At 66.2% G+C, this 15,536-nt stretch carries 9 protein-coding genes; 8 read left to right on the forward strand and 1 reads right to left on the reverse strand.

Annotated elements, in window-relative coordinates; translation table 11 throughout:
* Positions 1–95: 95 nt before the first annotated feature.
* A complete protein-coding gene (locus tag PSELUDRAFT_RS09995; protein WP_088966706.1) occupies positions 96–3,338 on the forward strand; it encodes a transglycosylase domain-containing protein in 3,243 nt (1,080 codons plus the stop codon).
* Here the strand turns inward: PSELUDRAFT_RS09995 and PSELUDRAFT_RS10000 are convergent.
* Positions 3,335–3,919 (reverse strand): TIGR02466 family protein, encoded by a 585-nt coding sequence (locus PSELUDRAFT_RS10000; RefSeq protein WP_157725078.1) that lies wholly within the window; start codon positions 3,917–3,919, stop codon positions 3,335–3,337. The genes PSELUDRAFT_RS09995 and PSELUDRAFT_RS10000 overlap by 4 nt on opposite strands.
* Before the next feature lie 771 nt (positions 3,920–4,690).
* Here PSELUDRAFT_RS10000 and PSELUDRAFT_RS10005 point away from each other — a divergent pair.
* From PSELUDRAFT_RS10005 to kdpC, 7 genes are all read left to right on the forward strand, one after another.
* Positions 4,691–6,166, forward strand: a complete 1,476-nt coding sequence (locus tag PSELUDRAFT_RS10005; RefSeq protein ID WP_157725079.1) for an autotransporter outer membrane beta-barrel domain-containing protein — start codon at positions 4,691–4,693, stop codon at positions 6,164–6,166.
* A gap of 140 nt (positions 6,167–6,306) precedes the next feature.
* Positions 6,307–8,103, forward strand: coding sequence for a hypothetical protein (locus PSELUDRAFT_RS10010; RefSeq protein WP_088966709.1), 1,797 nt, complete (start codon positions 6,307–6,309; stop codon positions 8,101–8,103).
* Entirely contained in the window at positions 8,100–9,803 is a 1,704-nt protein-coding gene (locus tag PSELUDRAFT_RS10015) for a hypothetical protein (protein ID WP_088966710.1), read from the forward strand. The genes PSELUDRAFT_RS10010 and PSELUDRAFT_RS10015 overlap by 4 nt, the downstream gene beginning before the upstream one ends.
* 1,076 nt (positions 9,804–10,879) lie before the next feature.
* Positions 10,880–10,969 carry a K(+)-transporting ATPase subunit F gene (kdpF, locus tag PSELUDRAFT_RS10020; protein WP_088966711.1) on the forward strand — a complete coding sequence of 30 codons (90 nt, stop codon included), beginning with the start codon at positions 10,880–10,882 and terminating at the stop codon, positions 10,967–10,969.
* Position 10,970: 1 nt separating this feature from the next.
* Positions 10,971–12,659 carry a potassium-transporting ATPase subunit KdpA gene (gene kdpA / locus PSELUDRAFT_RS10025; RefSeq protein WP_088966712.1) on the forward strand — a complete coding sequence of 563 codons (1,689 nt, stop codon included), beginning with the start codon at positions 10,971–10,973 and terminating at the stop codon, positions 12,657–12,659.
* A gap of 10 nt (positions 12,660–12,669) precedes the next feature.
* On the forward strand, positions 12,670–14,778 hold the full coding sequence (kdpB, locus tag PSELUDRAFT_RS10030) for a potassium-transporting ATPase subunit KdpB (protein WP_088966713.1): 2,109 nt from the start codon (positions 12,670–12,672) through the stop codon (positions 14,776–14,778).
* A gap of 25 nt (positions 14,779–14,803) precedes the next feature.
* A complete protein-coding gene (kdpC, locus tag PSELUDRAFT_RS10035) occupies positions 14,804–15,400 on the forward strand; it encodes a potassium-transporting ATPase subunit KdpC (RefSeq protein ID WP_088966714.1) in 597 nt (198 codons plus the stop codon).
* Positions 15,401–15,536 lie beyond the last annotated feature (136 nt).

Consider the following 15,536-nt stretch of genomic DNA (forward strand, 5'->3'; position numbering starts at 1 on the left):
AGCGGTTGCGGATACGCAGCCGCGAGCGGGCGGGCGCAAGGGTTTGAGTAGATTGGATAACTGTTCTGATCCCCAATTTTCGGGTGGAAAACACCATGGATAATTCAGAAGCCAACCTCAAACTGAGCAACAGTAAACCACGCACTTTCAAGATGTGGCCGTTCTTCATCTTGCTGCTGGTTGTGTTGATCGGGGTATGTGCATACCTGCTGCTGGACGAGTTCCGCAGCTCGCGTCTGCAGGCGCGCTATTTTGCCCACGTGGCACATGGCGCCACCTTCCAGCTGCAGCCTGGCCCCAGCAAGGCGATACGCTTTCCGGGCAAGAATGCCGGGCCGTACGACCTGCGCATGGGCTATGCCGGCATGCCGGTGTTCCAGCAGCGCCTGACAGCGCGCGGCTACGCCGTGACGCAGCAGGCGGTGCCATCGCAGGGCATGCAGGACCTGACCGACCACGGCCTCACCCTGCCGGTGCTGTCGCTGGGGCTGTTCCCGCCCTATCGCGAGAAAGACCAGGCCGGGCTGACCATCTACGACGGCTACGGCCAGCCGCTGTACCAGTCGCGCTACCCGCAGCGGGTGTACGCCGGCTTCGACAACCTGCCGCCGCTGCTGATCTCCGGCCTGCTGTACATCGAGAACCACAGCCTGCTGGATGAGGGCAATGCATCGCGCAACCCGGCGGTGGAGTGGGGGCGGCTGAGCAAGGCGCTGGCCGACAAGGCGATCCACCTGCTCAATACCGGCTACCGCACGCCGGGCGCCAGCACGCTGGCCACGCAGATCGAGAAATACCGCCATTCGCCGGACGGGCGTACCGATTCCGAGAAGGAAAAGCTGCGCCAGATGCTGTCCGCCTCGGTGCGCGCCTATATGAACGGTGAAGACACCACGCTGTCGCGGCGGCAGCTGGTGCTGGCCTACCTCAACACCGTACCGTTGGCCGCACGCGCCGGTTTCGGCGAAATCTCCGGCATCGGCGACGGCATGTGGGCGTGGTACGGCCGCTCGTTCGACCAGGTGAACCATGCGCTGGATGCCAGCTCGCCGGTAGGGCAGCAGGAGCGCGCCACGGTGTTCAAGGAAGCGCTGAGCCTGATGATTTCGCAGCGTAGCCCGTCCTGGTATCTGAACGGCGACATGAAGGTGCTGGAAGGGCTTACCGACTCCTACCTGCGGCTGATGGCCAAGGACAACGTGATCTCGCCGCAGCTGCGTGACGCGGCGCTGAAGGTATCGCTGCGGCAGCAGAAGGAGCGGGTAAGGCTACCCGCGGTGCAGCCCATCAAGCAGAAGGGCGCCAACGCCGTGAGGGTGAAACTGGCCGGGCTGCTGGGGGTATCGCGCATGTACGACCTGGACCACCTCGACCTGGTGGCCAACAGCACGCTGGATTCGCGCCTGCAGCAGGAGGTAACCGACGAGCTGGTGAAACTGCGCGACCCGGACAATGCCCGTGCGGCCAACCTGGTGGACCAGAACCTGCTGCAGCAGGGCGCGCCGGAAGGGGTGACCTACAGCTTCACCCTGATCGAGCGCACCCCGGGCGGCAACAAGGTGCGGGTGCAGGCCGACAACTTCGACCAGCCGTTCGACATCAACGAGGGCGCCAAGCTCGACCTTGGCTCCACCTCCAAGCTGCGCACGCTGGTGACCTATCTGCAGATCGTCAGCGACCTGCAGCGCATGTATGGCGACAAGAGCAACGAGGAGCTGGCGAAGATCAAGCCGTATGAGCGCGAGCCCATTATCCGCCGCTGGGCCATCGACTACCTGCGGCAGAACAGCGACCACAGCCTGCCGGCCATGCTGGAAGCTTCGCTGGAGCGCAAATACTCCGCCAGCCCCGGCGAGAGCTTCTTCACCGGCGGCGGCCTGCACACCTTCAACAACTTCGACAAGGAAGACAACTACCGCATCCTTACCGTGCGCGAGGCCACCCGCCGCTCGGTGAACCTGGTGTACATCCGCCTGATGCGCGACGTGGTGCACTACTACATGAACCCGCCCAGCACCGCCGACGACCAGGCGGTGGACGAGGACGGCCAGCGCCAGGAATACCTGAAGCGCTTTGCCGACCGCGAAGGGCGCACCTTCCTGGCCGGCTTCTACAACAAGTACCGCGGCAAGAGCCTGGAGGAATCCGAGGCGCTGCTGATCGAACGTGCGCGGCAAAGCCCGAAACGGCTGGCGGTGATCTACCGCAGCATCCTGCCGCAGGCCGGGCTGGACGAGTTTTCCGCCTTCGTCAGCCACAACACCACCGCCGCCAAGCCGGACCAGGCCACGCTGGCCAAGCTGTATGACCAGTACGGCCCGGACCGCTTCAGCCTGACCGACCGTGGCTACCTGGCCAGCGTGCACCCGCTGGAGTTGTGGCTGGTGGCCTATCTGCACGAGCATCCCAAGGCAGGCTGGAGCGAGCTGGTGAAGGCCAGTATCGGGCAGCGGCAGGAGGTGTACACCTGGCTGTTCAACAGCCGCCACAAGGGCGGCCAGTCCTCGCGCATCAACCAGATCCGTGAAGTGGACGCCTTCGCGCAGATACTCAAGGTCTGGAAGAAAGTAGGCTACCCGTTCGATTCGCTGGTGCCGTCCTACGCCACCGCGCTGGGCGCCTCCGCCGACCGGCCGGCAGCGCTGGCCGAGCTGATGGGCATCCTGGTGAATGACGGCAAGCGTCTGCCCACGGTGTACCTGGACAAGCTGCACTTTGCCGCCAGCACTCCGTACGACACCACGCTGCAGCAGGCGCCGGCGCAGGGCGAGCAGGTGCTGCCGCCGGAGATTCCGCACCTGGTGCGCAAGGTGCTGTCGGAAGTGGTGGAGCAGGGCACTGCGCGGCGGGTATCCGGCGCCTTTGACCTGGACAACGGCACCCACATCCTGGTGGGCGGCAAGACCGGCACCGGCGACAACCGCTACAAGACCTTTGCCAAGGGGGGCGCGCTGCTGACGGAGCGGGTGGTCAGCCGCTCCGGTGCGTTTGCCTTCTACATCGGCGACCGCTACTTCGGCACCCTGATCGCCTACGTGGCCGGGCCGCAGGCTGCCGACTACAAGTTCACCAGCGCGCTGCCGGTGCAGATATTGAAAGTGCTGTCGCCGGTGCTCAAGCATCGGCTGGCGCTGGAGCCCAGCGTGCTGCAGGCGGAGATGCCGGTGCCGGTGAAAGCCAGGCTGGCCGCCACCGACAGTACGGCAACGGTAACACCGGTGATCAAGCCGAAGCCGAAGCCGGCTGCCAGCAAGCCGGCAGAGAAAGCGGCAGAGAAGCCGGTAATCAAGCCGGACATCCCGCTGGAGGAAACGCCGGCCGCCAGCGCCGCGGGCTAGCGTGGGCTGCCGGTGTAGTCGGGAATGGCGTTGATGGCGATGGAAATGCGGCTGTCGGCCGCCGCATGTGCCTCGACGCCATGCTCCAGCCAGTGCGGGAACAGCAGCAGCTGGCCGGCCTCCGGCTGGAAGGCAATCTCGCTGCCGGCATTGGGCCGCAGGCTGCCCTGCCACGGTGACAGCAGCGCGCCGGGGCGCGGGTCGCGGAACACGATGGGGCCGCTGCCCGCCGGCACCTTCAGGTAGTAGCAGGCGCTGAGCAGCGCGCCGGCGTGATTGTGGAAGGTGTTGTAGCCGCCCTGGTCATGCACATTGGCCCAGCCGTTCAGCAGGTAGCGCGGCTGCGGCGGGCCCATCTCGGCAAAGATGTGATCCATCACCGCCTGCACCGCCTGCGCCAGCGGCTGGAACACCGGCTGTTGCAGCAGGCTCTGCGCACTGTTCCAGCCCATGCGGTTGGAACGTCCCTCCGGCTGCGGCGTCTGCCGCCGCCAGTCTTCGATATGTTCAATCCACTGTGGCACATGCGGGTTCAATGCTGCCAGGCTCACGCTCCACACCCGGGTGGGGAACAGGTCCATGTGATTGAGATGTAGCTGGTTTTCGCTCATTATCTATAAATATTTGTTACTAATTGGTGGCGTCGAAGAGGCTGTCACCTGTACGAGCCTGTAGCTGGTTTTGGACAAAAATTCCTTGCTGCAAGCGGCTTGTGCGCTGATTTTTGCATGCAGAATGCCACAGCGGCAGCAAAATCGTCGGCAATTAGTGTGTAAGGTATTTTCAAGGCAATATTATGTAATCAGAATGTCGCGATTGGTAACTGACTGAGAACAACAATGACATACGCACAACGTACTTCGATTTTTGCCGCCAAGCGCAAGCCGCTGGTACAGGCTACTGCCGCCGCAGTTCTGTTGATGGCTGCAGGTACTGCACAGGCGACCGCCTGCCCGACGGTTAACACCACTTCGGCCCCTGCTTCCGCAACATATAATTGTCCGGACCTGGTGGTGACCTCAAGTGGGGCAATAAGTGCTGGTAACGACCCTGCGGTGACGGTGAGCGCCAGCTTTGAGGGAACTTACAAAGATTCAAGCGTCGATAACTCTGGTTCGCTGCGTGGTGCTACCGGCATTTACGTACAAGACGATAGTGACGGGCAGCATAAAGCGACCACGATTACTAACCGTAGTACCGGCGAAATTATTGGTCAGAACTTTGCCATTAACCGCAATAACGGAACCGCTGGACAGGAAGTCAATATCTACAACAGCGGCCAGCTGGTTGGCAGTATCGAGGCAACAAATCTACGTAACGAAAACCACGGTGTCATCACGCTGAAAAACAACGTGGTTAGCAGCGATATCCCCAATACGGGTACCAGTGGTTTTGCCACCTTGACCGGTGAGTATTATCAGGAGTCCGGCTCCACCTTGCGAGTGGCTATCGTGTCCACCAGTGGGGAGGTGAATTACAGCTATTTGTCTGCGAGCAGCGTGCAAATCGATAGCAACAGCACGCTGGATGTGGATGTGAAAGCCAATAGTGGCCTTAGCCTCAGTTCCGGCATCCACAAGTTCGAAATCATTCGTGCAGGTACCATCAACGGACAGTTTTCACAAATCACCGACAACAGCGCGCTGTTCAACTTTGTGCAATCTGTAGGTGCTGGTACGGCTACTTCCAATAATGCCCTCTACATCGAAGCCGTCCGCGCCCTGACCGTGGAACAGGCCGCGCGCGACAACAGCAACTTCCCTGGCGTGGGTGCGGCACAGGTATTCGACTCCGGCGCCAGCGGCCTGCAGGGCGTGATCGACAAGCTGGCCCAGCTGGGCACCGAAAAAGAAGTGTCCAATGCGGTAACGCAGACCCTGCCGCTGAACAACGGCGCACCGGCCGCGGCCACCATGGATGCGCTGTCCAGCGTCAACCAGATCGTGCAGGCACGCGTAGAGGGCAGCACCGGCCTGTCCACCGGCGACGATACCGCGAGCGAGCGCTACGTGTGGGTGAAGCCGTTCGGCTCCTGGGCGGACCAGAAAGACCGTGACGGCATCAGCGGCTACGATGCCCGCACCTACGGCATGACGCTGGGTGCGGACGGCGCACTGTCGCCGAAAGTACGCCTGGGCGCGGCAGTGGCCTACGCCAACATCGATATCAACGGCAATTCCAGCGTGGCGCCGCAAAGCAGCAAGGTGGACGTGTACCAGCTGATCGGCTACGGCAGCTACAGCCTGGACAGCCAGAGCAATGTGAACTTCCAGCTGGATGTCGGCCAGTCGCGCAACCAGGGCGAGCGCCAGATTCCGCTGATGGGCGTGACTGCCTCGTCCGACTACGACAGCCTGACCGCGCACGCCGGCGTCGGCCTGGGCCACAACTACACGCTCAGCGACAGCAGCAGCTTTACCGCTGCGGTGCGGGCCGACTACTCCTGGCTCAAGGACAAGGCCTACGGTGAAACCGGCGCCGGCGCGCTGGACCTGCAGGTACAGGGCCGCAGCACCGAGGCGCTGGTACTGGGCGTGGATGGCAAGCTTAACAAGAACTACGACAACGGCACCCAGCTGCAGGCCAGCCTGGGCGTGGGCTATGACACCATGAACCGTCAGGCATCCATCGTGTCGGCCTTTGCCGGCGCGCCTACCGCCAACTTCGTTACCTATGGCGCCAAGCCCAGCCCGTGGCAGGTGCGCGGCGGCCTGGGCATCACCCGCAAGCTGTCCAGCGGGCTGGAGATCACCGGTCGCTACGATGTGCTGTACAAGACCGACTTCCTCAACCAGACCCTGTCGGTGAAACTGCGCTGGCTGTTCTAAGCCGCGATGCCTGGCTGCACGCCGCCCTGGTGGCGTGCATGCCGGTAAACCAAACAAGCCCTTCCCTTGGCGGAAGGGCTTGTTCATCTCTATCGTATTGTCGGCGCAAATCCGCGCCATGTTTTCCTGCCTGAGCATCCATGTCCTATCACATCGAGCGCTGTCAGCCGCCGCATGCCGGCTTCCACCCGCAGTGGCACCAGCCCTGGCAACAGCTGCGCCTGCGTAGCGGCCCGCTACCCGCCGGGGTGGACTGGCCGCAGCTGGACGCCTGGCTGCAAGCCTGCTTTGCACTGCCGGCCAGCATGCCCGCCGCCGCACCCGGCAGCGATGCCGCCAGCCAGGTGGCAGCCTGGGGCGAGCGTGTGCTGACCTTGGCCGCACAGCTGCTGCGCTTTGCCCGCGTGCCGGTGTTCAGCAGCGGCGAGCTGCAACTGCTGACGCCGCTGACAGATGGCTGGCAGCTGGCGTTGCGCGTGCCGTGGGTGCCGGGCGTGGAAGAAGAGCATTTTCTGCGCTGCTACCAGGCGGCGGCCATCGTACTGGCCGGCTATGCGGCCAACCCTGGGCACTTTGGCGACCGGCAGGCGCTGCAGCGGCAGCTGGAAGCCAGCGTGATCGGCCCGATCTGCCGCGCCATGGCAACCGACGACGGCAGTTTTGCCTTGTTGCAGGCCGCCCACCAGGCCAGCGTGCCGTGGCAGTGGCTGGGGGATGGCGCCTACCGGCTGGGCTGGGGCGCTCGGCGCGGCCACCTGCAGCACGGCGGCGTGGATGGCGAGGCGATGAGCGGCATACAGGTCAGCGCGCACAAGGCGGTGACCAGGCGCTGGCTGCAGCAGGCCGGCCTGCCGGTGGCGCCGCAGCAGCTGGTACGCGGCGAAGCGGAGGCCCAGGCTGCCTGGCAGGCGCTGGGCGGTGTGGTGGCGGTGAAGCCGGCCGCGAGCGAAGGTGACGGCGTGAGCCTGAACGTGGCCAGCGCAGACGCGCTGCGGGCCGCGCATGCCCGTGCTGCCGCCTGCTCGCCCGAGGTGGTGCTGGAGCCCATGCTGCCCGGCGACTGCTACCACGTGCAGATCGTCGCCGGGCGGGCGCTGTTCGTCATTCGCCGCCAGGGTGCGGCGCTGCTGGCCGACGGCGAGCACGACATCGCCCACTGCCTGGCGCAGGAAAACGCCCGCCGCGCTGCCAGCGTGCTGTGGCAGCGGCTGCCACCGTTGCCGGATGATGCCGAAGCCACCGCCTGCCTGGCGGCACAAGGCTGGCACTGGCATAGCGTGCCGGCTGCCGGCAGCGTGCTGTACCTGCGCCGGCTGGCCGACAACCGCCACGGCGCCTGGGAGCAGGATGCCAGCGCCGACGCGCACCCGGACAACCTGGCGCTGGCCGAGCAGGCCGCCAGCCGGCTGGGCTTGCTGCAGGCCGGGGTGGATATCCTGTCGCCCGACATCCGCCAGCCATGGCATGCCAATGGCGCGGTGGTGCTGGAAGTGAACCACGCGCCGCAGCTTGGCCCCGGCACGCTGTATCGCCGCCACCTGCCGGCCATGGTGCAGGCGCTGTGGCCGCAGCAGGCGCGCATAGCGCTGGAAGTCTTGGTGGGCGACCAGCCCTTGCCGGCGCTGCGGCAGCGCCAGGCCGAACTGGCCGCGCAGGGCGTGGCCGCCTTCATCTGCACGGTTGATGGCAGTTGGGGGCCGCAGGGCGACGCCTGGCCACAGACCTGCGGCGACGTGTTCACGCGGGTGCAGGCGCTGCTGGCCGAGGTCGCGCCGGGTGCGCTGCTGGTCGGGCTGAGCGACGATGCCTGGCTGCAGCACGGCGTACCGGTGGACCGCATCAGCCGCCTGCATGCGCTGCAGCCGGAGGCGCCCCGCTGGCAGCCGCTGCTGCAATTGCTACGCCAGTACCTGCCTGCCGAGGAGTGCGCCGCATGAGCACAAGCCCCGAACAGTACGCGGTGGCGCTGCGCCAGCCGGAACAGCTATTGAGCATGGCATTGTCGCCGTTGCCGCCGGACGCCGACTGGCCGGCGGCGGCGCAATGGTTGGCCGCATGGCTGCCGGCTGCATCGCTGGCCGACACCGCCGCAGAAAATGACCGCGGCGCCATGCAGCAACTGGGCAGCGCAGTGCTGCAAGCCACTGCCGGGCTGCTGCACGGCGCCGGCATACCGCTGCCGGCCGCGGGGCGGGTGGTCGATTGCCAGCCCGGCGCCGCCGGCTGGCAGCTGGAGCTGGCATTCGCCTGGCCGGACGAGCTGGACACCGCGCCCTTGCTGCAAGCGGTGCAGAGCAGCCTGCACTGGCTGCAGCTGATTCTGCGCCGCCAGCCGCTTGGCGATGCCTTGCCGGCCTTCTACCAGCAACTCACCCGGCAGCTGCTGCCGGTGCTGCTGCCGCATGCCATTGCAGCGCCATCGATGATGGCGCTGCTGGATGCCGCTACGGCTGCCGGCATCCCGTGGCGGCACGAGGGCAATGCCATGTTCCGCCTCGGCTGGGGCGGGCAGGGGCGTGAATTCTTTACCAGCCGGTCCGATGGCGATTCCCCCATCGGCATCCACGCTGCCGGCAACAAGCTGCAGGGCAGCCGGCTGCTGCGCCAGGCCGGGTTGCCCACCGCCCGCCAGCTGGCGGTGCACGAGGCACAGCAGGCCGAGGCGGCAGCGCGGCAGCTGGGCTGGCCGCTGGTGGTGAAGCCGCACAACCGCGACCGCGGCGAGGGCGTCAGCACCGGCATCGACAATCCGGCTGCATTGCAACAGGCGCTGCGCCACGCCGGGCAGTACGGCTGGCCGGTGCTGCTGGAGCAGCAGGCGCCGGGCGTGTGCCACCGCATCCTGGTGGTGCGCGGCGAGGTGATCTACGTGGTGCAGCGCCTGCCGGTGGCGGTATGCGGCGATGGCGTGCACAGCGTGGCGGCGCTGATCCATGCGGCCAACCTGCAACAGCTGGCACTGCCGCCATGGCAGCGCCAGCCGCCCTTGCTGGGCGATGCCGTCGCGCAGCAGTGTCTGGCACAGCAGGGGCTGAGCCTGCAGGCGGTTCCGGCGGCAGGGCAGTGGGCGGCGCTGCGCTGGATAGAATCCAGCGCCGACGGCGGCCGCGACGTGGATATGGGCGAGTGCATCCACCCGGACAACCGCCGGCTGGCGCTGCGCGCTGCCGCGCTGTTCGGCCTGGAGCTGGCCGGCGTGGACATGATCAGCAGCGACATCAGCCAGCCGTGGTGGCAGAACGGCGCCATCGTTAACGAGGTGAACGCCGCGCCGGCGCTGGGTGCCAGCCTGAGTTCGCTGCGCAGCATGCCGCGCCTGATGAGCCTGCTGTGGCCGCAGCAGGGGCGCATTGCGCTGGAAATCTTCGTTGGCGGCGATGCAGCGTTGGCCGCAGCACGACAGCGCCGCAGCGAACTGGCCGTGCAGGGCATCGCCTGCCACCTGGCCACGGCCGGCCATGCCGAGACGCCGGACGGCCAGCCGCTGCCGCTGGTCGGCGATACGCTGTACCAGCGCTGCGCCGCGTTGCTGTGCCGGCGCGAGGTGGCGGGGCTGCTGCTGGTGGTCAGTGCCGAGCAGTGGCCGCAGGCGGTGTGGCCGGCGGACCGGGCGGATCGCGTGCAGTTTTGCCCGTAAAGGGTGTGCGGAGCGTGGGGAGAGTAGGGCGGAAGCCCGGTAAAACCGGGCGTTCCGCCGAGGTGCTGCGGCTGGCCAGTACGGGTGATGGCGGATCGCCCTGCGGGCATCCGCCCTACGGCTTGGCTTGCTCCCTCTCTGCGCTAAGTAGGGCGGAAGCCCGGTAAAACCGGGCGTTCCGCAGAGGTGCTGTGGCTGGCCGGTACGGGTGATGGCGGATCGCCCTGCGGGCATCCGCCCTACGGCTTGGCTTGCTCCCTCTCTGCGCTAAGTAGGGCGCAAGCCCGGTAAAACCGGGCGTTCCGCCGAGGTGCTGCGGGTGGCCGGCATGGGTGATGGCGGATCGCCCTGCGGGCATCCGCCCTACGGCTTGGCTTACTCCCTTTCTGCGCTAAGTAGGGCGGAAGCCCGGTAAAACCGGGCGTTCCGCCGAGGTGCTGTGGCTGGCCGGTACGGGTGATGGCGGGTCGCCCTGCGGTCATCCGCCCTACGGCTTGGCTTGCTTCCTCTCTGCGCTAAGTAGGGCGGAAGCCCGGTAAAACCGGGCGTTCCGCCGAGGTGCTGCGGCTGGCCGGTACGGGTGATGGCGGATCGCCCTGCGGACATCCGCCCTACGGCTTGGCTTGCTCCCTCTTTGCGCTAAGTAGGGCGGAAGCCCGGTAAAACCGGGCGTTCCGCCGAGGTGCTGCGGCTGACCGGTACGGGTGATGGCGGATCGCCCTGCGGGCATCCGCCCTACGGCTTGGCTCGCTCCCTCTTTGAGCTAAGTAGGGCGCAAGCCCGGTAAAACAGGGCGTTCCGCCGAGGTGCTGCGGCTGACCGGTACGGGTGATGGCGGATCGCCCTGCGGGCATCCGCCCTACAACCCGCTCTCCCCCGATTTTTATATCCCGTTAATACCCGCAGCCAGACATTTAGCATCATTTTTGCACCCCGGTTTTTATAGTGAGGCTGTCTTTTTCCAACCTGGGGTTTGCCATGCAAGACCTGATTTGGCTGGCCGGTCTGGTAGTGCTGTACCTGGCGCTGCACGGCCTGATTGTCGGCTACGACGCTTTGATGCACAGGGAGGCGCGATGAGCCTGATGCTATGGATTGCCGGCGCCATGGCGCTTGGCCTGGGCGTGTGGCTGGTGTACGCGCTACTGAATGCGGAGGAGATCTGACATGACTTCCTTTGGCTTGTTACTGGCGCTGTTCATGTTGCTGCTCACCCTGAGCGTGCGCCCGATGGGGGCCTGGCTGGCGCCGCTGGCCGCAGGCAGCATGCCGTCGCGCTGGCAGGCGCTGGATGCGCGCCTGCTCCGCGTGTTCGGTGTCGACGATCGCGGCATGAACTGGCGCGAGTACGCGCTGGCGGTGATGGTATTCAGCCTGCTGGGCGCGGTGAGCCTGTATGCGCTGCAACGGTTGCAGGGCGTGCTGCCGTTCAACCCGCAGCAGATGGGTGCGGTGGAAGCCGGCTCGGCATTCAATACCGCGGTGAGTTTTCTGACCAATACCAACTGGCAGGGCTACAGCGGCGAAACCACCATGAGCTACCTCACCCAGATGCTCGGCCTGGCGGTGCACAACTTCCTGTCCGCCGCCACCGGCATCGCTGTGGCATTCGCACTGATGCGCGGTTTCTCGCGCCGTGAAAGCGGCGAGCTGGGCAATTTCTGGGCCGATACCATCCGCGTCTCCGTCTACCTGCTGCTGCCGCTGTCCTTCGTGCTGGCGCTGGTATTCGTCAGCCAGGGCGTGTTGCAGAACCTGTCCGGCTACCTGAGCTTCCACGGTTTCGCCGGCCAGGCGCAGACGCTGGCCATGGGCCCGGTGGCATCGCAGGAAGCCATCAAGATGCTGGGCACCAATGGCGGCGGCTTCTTCAATGCCAACTCGGCGCACCCGTTCGAGAACCCGTCCGACCTGTCCAATATGCTGCAGATGTTGGCGATCTTCCTGATTCCGGCCGGCCTCACCCATGCCTTTGGCCGCCTGGTGGGCGACCGTCGCCAGGGCTGGGCGCTGTACCTGGCGATGAGCGTGATGTTCATTGCCGCCGCCTGGGCGCTGGCGTATTTCGAGCTGCAGGGCAACCCGCTGCTGTCGTCGCTGGGGGTGGATAACGCCGCCGGCAGCCTGGAAGGCAAGGAAGTGCGCTTCGGCGTGTCCGGCAGCGCGCTGTTCGCCGCCGTTACCACGGCAGCCAGCTGCGGCGCGGTGAACGCCATGCACGATTCCTTTACCGCACTGGGCGGCATGGTGCCGATGTGGCTGATGCAGCTGGGCGAGGTGGTGTTCGGCGGGGTGGGCTCCGGCCTGTACGGCATGCTGATCTTCGCGGTGCTGGCGGTGTTCATTGCCGGCCTGATGGTTGGCCGCACGCCGGAATACCTGGGCAAGAAGATCGAAGCCTTCGACATGAAGATGGTGGCGCTGGTGATTCTGGTTACGCCGCTGCTGGTGCTGCTGGGCACCGCGGTGGCCGTGGTGGTGGCGCCGGGCGTGGCCGGCATGGCCAACCCCGGTGCGCATGGTTTCTCCGAAGTGCTGTACGCGTTCTCGTCCGCGGCCAACAACAACGGCAGCGCCTTTGCCGGGCTGTCCGCCAACACCCCGTTCTATAACGCCATGCTGGCGGTGGCGATGTGGTTCGGCCGCTTCGCCATCATCGTGCCGGTGCTGGCACTGGCCGGCTCGCTGGCCGCCAAGAAAACCCTGCCGCAAACCGCCGGCAGCATGCCGACGCACGGTGCGCTGTTCGTCACCCTGCTGGTGGGCAGTGTGCTGCTGGTGGGCGCGCTGACCTATCTGCCTTCGCTGGCGCTGGGGCCCATCGTCGAGCATCTGACCATCTGGGCTGGCCGCTAGGAGAACCAATATGAGTCACAAGAAAATGGCCCTGCCGCTGCTGGACCCGCAACTGCTGCGGCCAGCGCTGTGGGACAGCGTGCGCAAACTGGGCGTGCGCGAGCAACTGAAAAACCCGGTGATGTTCGTGGTGTACCTGGGCAGCCTGCTGTGCAGCGTATTGTGGGTAATGGCCCTGCTGGGCAAGGGCGACGCGCCGGCCTGGCTTACCGGCAGCATCGCGGTGTGGCTGTGGTTCACCGTGCTGTTCGCCAACTTTGCCGAGGCGCTGGCCGAAGGCCGCAGCAAGGCGCAGGCGGCCAGCCTGAAAGGGCTGCGCAAGACCACCTGGGCCAAGCAGTTGGCCGCACCGCAGCGCCATGATTCCCCGGTGACGCTGGTGGAATCCAGCGCGTTGCGCAAGGGCGATGTCGTACTGGTGCAGCAGGGCGACGTGGTGCCCTGCGATGGCGAGGTGATCGAAGGCATCGCCTCGGTGGACGAGTCGGCCATTACCGGCGAATCGGCACCGGTGATCCGCGAATCCGGCGGTGACTTCAGCTCGGTCACCGGCGGCACCCGCGTGCTGTCGGACTGGATCGTGGTGCGTGCCACCGTCAACCCGGGCGAAACCTTCATCGACCGCATGATCGCCATGGTGGAAGGCGCCAAGCGCCGCAAGACGCCGAACGAGATCGCGCTGACCATCCTGCTGCTGGCGCTGACGCTGATCTTCCTGCTGGTGACCGTGACCCTGCTGCCGTTCTCCGCCTACAGCGTGCACAGCGCCGGCAGCGGCCAGATCACCTCGCTGCCGGTGCTGCTGGCGCTGCTGGTGTGCCTGATTCCCACCACCATCGGTGGCCTGCTGTCCGCCATCGGCGTGGCCGGCATGAGCCGGCTGATGGCGGCCAACGTCATTGCCACCTCCGGCCGCGCGGTGGAGGCCGCCGGCGACGTGGACGTGCTGCTCTTGGACAAGACCGGCACTATCACCTTCGGTAACCGTCAGGCATCCACCCTGCTGCCGGCAACGGGTATCAGCCAGGCGCAGCTGGCCGAAGCGGCCTGGCTGTCCTCGCTGGCCGATGACACCCCGGAAGGCAAGAGCATCGTGGTGCTGGCGCAGCAGCTGACGCATGGCAAGCATGCGGAAGGCAGCGCCATGCTGGCCGAGCTGCAGCAGGGCCGCAGCCCGGCCAATGCCAGCTTCGTGCCGTTTACCGCGCAGTCGCGCATGTCCGGCATCAACGTGGCTGGGCGGCAGATCCGCAAGGGCGCGGTGGATGCCATCCGCCGCCATGTGGAAACGCTGGGCGGCAAGGTGGAGGACGCGGTGATTGCCGCATCCGACAAGGTGGCCAGCCGCGGCAGCACACCGCTGGTGGTGGCCGAGGGCGCGCGCGTGCTGGGCGTGGTGGAGCTGAAGGACGTGGTGAAGCCGGGCATTCGCGAGCGCTTTGCCCAGCTGCGGCAGATGGGCATCAAGACGGTGATGATCACCGGCGACAACCGCCTGACCGCCGCCGCCATCGCCGCCGAAGCCGGGGTGGATGACTTTCTGGCCGAGGCCACGCCGGAGAACAAGCTGGCGATGATCCGCGACTACCAGTCGCGCGGCCAGCTGGTGGCCATGACCGGTGATGGCACCAACGACGCGCCGGCGCTGGCGCAGGCCGACGTGGCGGTGGCGATGAACAGCGGCACCCAGGCGGCGCGCGAGGCGGCCAATATGGTGGATCTGGACTCCAGCCCCACCAAGCTGATCGAAGTGGTGGAGATCGGCAAGCAGATGCTGATGACGCGCGGCGCGCTGACTACCTTCAGCCTGGCCAACGACGTGGCCAAGTACTTCGCCATCATCCCGGCGGCGTTTGCCGCCACCTATCCGCAGCTGGGGCTGCTCAACGTGATGCACCTGGCCAGCCCCGCCTCGGCGCTGCTGTCGGCGGTGATCTTCAACGCGCTGATCATCGTGGCGCTGATCCCGCTGGCGCTGAAGGGCGTGCGCTACCGCGCGCTGGGCGCCGACGCGCTGCTCAAGCGCAATCTGCTGGTCTACGGCCTGGGCGGCTTGCTGCTGCCGTTTGCCGGCATCAAGCTGATCGACCTGATCCTGGTGTTGCTGGGCCTGGCCTGAGCGCCAATATTCAAGGAGCAAGAACATGCATATCGCAATCGAACAAAGCCGGCAGCGCGAGCGCGCCGGCCTGTGGGGGCCGGCGGCACGGGTGCTGCTGGGGCTGAGCCTGCTGCTGGGCCTGGCCTACCCGCTGGCGGTAACCGGCGTGGCACAAGTGCTGATGCCGCATGCGGCCAACGGTTCGCTGCTGCTCAAGGATGGCAAGGTGGTGGGTTCGGTGCTGATCGGCCAGGATTTCCACCAGCCCGGCGAGTTCTGGAGCCGGCTGTCCGCCACCGCCGACAAGCCGTACAACGGTATCGGCTCCGGCGGCAGCAACCTGGGGCCGTCCAACCCGGCGTTGAAGAAAGCCGTGGCGGAGCGCATCGCCGCGCTGAAAGCCGCCGGCCCGCTGCCGGCAGGCCCGATCCCGCAGGATCTGGTAACGGCTTCCGGCAGCGGCCTCGACCCGCACATCAGCCTGGCAGCGGCGCTGTACCAGCTACCGCGCGTGGCGGCGCAACGCCATGTCGACCCGGCAAAGCTGCGCGCGCTGATAGCTGCGCATACCGAGCGCAGCTGGTTTGGCGATAATGCCCGTGTCAACGTGCTGCAGCTGAACATGGACCTGCCGCGCTGAGTCACCGCAGGGTGGGCCAAGGCCGCAGGCCGTGCCCAGCAGCAAGGCGCCATTGCGGGGCACGCTGCGCTTTGCCCACCCTACAACCGAGTATGGCGCTACCGCACATGCGGCCAACCCTGAGCAGATGATGTAA

This window comes from Vogesella sp. LIG4 (assembly GCF_900090205.1).
Taxonomy (GTDB): domain Bacteria; phylum Pseudomonadota; class Gammaproteobacteria; order Burkholderiales; family Chromobacteriaceae; genus Vogesella.

Coding starts and splice junctions, on each gene's coding strand:
- kdpF (WP_088966711.1), top strand. CDS start 10,880: ATGAGCCTGATGCTATGGATTGCCGGCGCCATGGCGCTTGGCCTGGGC.
- PSELUDRAFT_RS10000 (WP_157725078.1), bottom strand. CDS start 3,919: ATGGACCTGTTCCCCACCCGGGTGTGGAGCGTGAGCCTGGCAGCATTG.
- kdpB (WP_088966713.1), top strand. CDS start 12,670: ATGAGTCACAAGAAAATGGCCCTGCCGCTGCTGGACCCGCAACTGCTG.
- kdpA (WP_088966712.1), top strand. CDS start 10,971: ATGACTTCCTTTGGCTTGTTACTGGCGCTGTTCATGTTGCTGCTCACC.
- kdpC (WP_088966714.1), top strand. CDS start 14,804: ATGCATATCGCAATCGAACAAAGCCGGCAGCGCGAGCGCGCCGGCCTG.
- PSELUDRAFT_RS09995 (WP_088966706.1), top strand. CDS start 96: ATGGATAATTCAGAAGCCAACCTCAAACTGAGCAACAGTAAACCACGC.
- PSELUDRAFT_RS10015 (WP_088966710.1), top strand. CDS start 8,100: ATGAGCACAAGCCCCGAACAGTACGCGGTGGCGCTGCGCCAGCCGGAA.
- PSELUDRAFT_RS10010 (WP_088966709.1), top strand. CDS start 6,307: ATGTCCTATCACATCGAGCGCTGTCAGCCGCCGCATGCCGGCTTCCAC.